Annotated in this window: 3 protein-coding genes; 2 read left to right on the top strand and 1 reads right to left on the bottom strand. The window is 57.4% G+C overall.

Annotation, left to right across the window (positions count from 1 at the left end; translation table 11 throughout):
* Positions 1 to 281, top strand: a 281-nt coding sequence (locus AACS18_RS22210) for a pyruvate kinase alpha/beta domain-containing protein (protein WP_308810809.1), incomplete at its 5' end; no start/stop codon positions are given.
* A 213-nt stretch (positions 282 to 494) separates the two neighbouring features.
* The gene (gene befA / locus AACS18_RS22215; protein WP_005353696.1) at positions 495 to 1,280 is read left to right on the top strand and encodes a beta cell expansion factor BefA; all 786 of its coding nucleotides are present in this window, start codon (positions 495 to 497) and stop codon (positions 1,278 to 1,280) included.
* Positions 1,281 to 1,371: 91 nt separating this feature from the next.
* Here befA and AACS18_RS22220 read toward each other — a convergent pair.
* Positions 1,372 to 1,823 (bottom strand): amidohydrolase family protein (locus tag AACS18_RS22220; protein WP_146184820.1); only part of this gene is annotated, 452 nt, incomplete at its 5' end.

Consider the following 1,823-nt stretch of genomic DNA (forward strand, 5'->3'; position numbering starts at 1 on the left):
CCACTCCGCTGCTGATGTCCCGTATCAGCTCCGGTCTGCCGATCTTTGCCATGTCCCCCCACAACAAGACCCTGGCCTGGACCAATCTCTACCGTGGCGTCACCCCGGTGATGTTTGACGGTGACGAGACCAAACCGGTCTACGAAGTGTGCCGCGACGCGCTGGCCGTGCTCAAGGAGAAGGGGCTGCTGCAAAGCGGGGACATGGTGCTGCTGACTCACGGTGACAAGATGGAAACCGTGGGCAGTACCAACACCTGCAAGGTGATGATGGTCGAATAAGCCCGTCCGGTTTTACTGTGCTTAACAAGGCTGCTCCTCTTTGATGAGCAGCCTTTTTGTTAACTGCTGTCAGGCTGTGGCGGTATAAACAGGACTCAATGATTGCTTAACCGGATTCCCCTTCCGATAATGCGGGAGTGATTTTCAGCGGGTAGCCTGTTGTAGGTGATCGCACCAGGTAACCCAGACACTCGACAATACGGGAGTGAAAAAATGAACAAGCGTAACTGGTTGCTGGCCCTGTCACTGAGTCTGGCCTTCTCACCCTGTTATGCCGACTGGGCCAAGCTCAAGGCCGCAGCGTCCGATCTGGGAGCGGCAGTGAGCGAGACCAGCAAGGAGGTGTGGCAGGATGTCAGCGATTTTTCCAAAAAGAGCTGGGCTTCCATCTCGGCTTGGGGAGAGGATGCCTTCAATACCGCCGGGGTCTGGACCGACAAGAGCATCGCGACCGGCAAGGAGTGGCTGAAGGCAGCCGACAAGGAGCTCAACGAGATGCTCAACCCCAAGACGGCGAAAGAGGCGAGGATCGCGCTCAATACCATGGCCGACACTGCGCTGATCCGGTTGTTCAACGAGCAGCCATCAGCCAAGTTGTTGTTTGACAAGGCTTATGGCTATGCAGTGTTCGATTCGCGCAAGTTCTCCCTGATGCTGCATACCAATCAGGGGGCCGGGGTGGCAGTCAATCGCAAAACCGGCAAGCACACCTATATGAAGATGTTTGGCGCAGGTCTGGCGGCCGGGATTGGTGGCAAGTTCTATCAGCAGGTGATCCTGTTTGAAGACAAGGCAAGATTCGATGCCTTCGTGACCCAGGGGTGGGAGGCCACCTCCGAAGTGGGCGTGGTGGCCGGCAAGGAGAGCGCCGAGCTGACCGCCAAATACAACGGCGGCATGGCCATCTACCAGATTGGCGAGAAGGGCCTGCTGCTCGATGCCAATATCTCCGGCTCCAAATACTGGATTGACAAGGACTTGACTGAAACGAGCCGCTAATCCTGTTGTTATCGGTTGCTCACTGCACACCATGCGTTTGTCGTGATCTCGCAAACAGGCCCGCAGTGCGGGCCTGTTTGTTCTCTCGGTGTTAGTGGGCTGAATAGACCTGCTTGCCCTTGAACATGGTCCAGAGCACCTTGGCCTCCTTGATCTCTTCGCTTGCTACCTGTTCCAGATTGCGATCCAGCAAGATCAGGTCAGCACTCTTGCCCGCGCTGATGGAGCCAATCTCCTTCTCCCGTCCAATTACCTTGGCGGCGTTGAGGGTATAGGCCTGCAAGATGGCCTGACGGCTGATCTGCTCGCTGGCGGGGGGCAGCAAGCCAAGCTCCCCTTGACGAGTGATCGCGGTATACATGGCGAGGAAAGGGTTGGGGCTGGAGACCGGCCAGTCACTGGCACCGGCGATAATGGCGCCGCTTTGCAGCAAGCTGCCTGCCGGATAGAGGCGGGCTAGCAGTGCCGGAGGCACTTTTCCCTCAAGCAACAGGGTGGTCGCCACGTTTTTCCCGGCCCACAACAGTTGCATCGATGCGGCCA

Origin of the sequence: Aeromonas sp. HMWF015, assembly GCF_963878965.1 — a bacterium.
GTDB lineage: Bacteria > Pseudomonadota > Gammaproteobacteria > Enterobacterales > Aeromonadaceae > Aeromonas > Aeromonas veronii.

Coding starts and splice junctions, on each gene's coding strand:
- befA (WP_005353696.1), top strand. CDS start 495: ATGAACAAGCGTAACTGGTTGCTGGCCCTGTCACTGAGTCTGGCCTTC.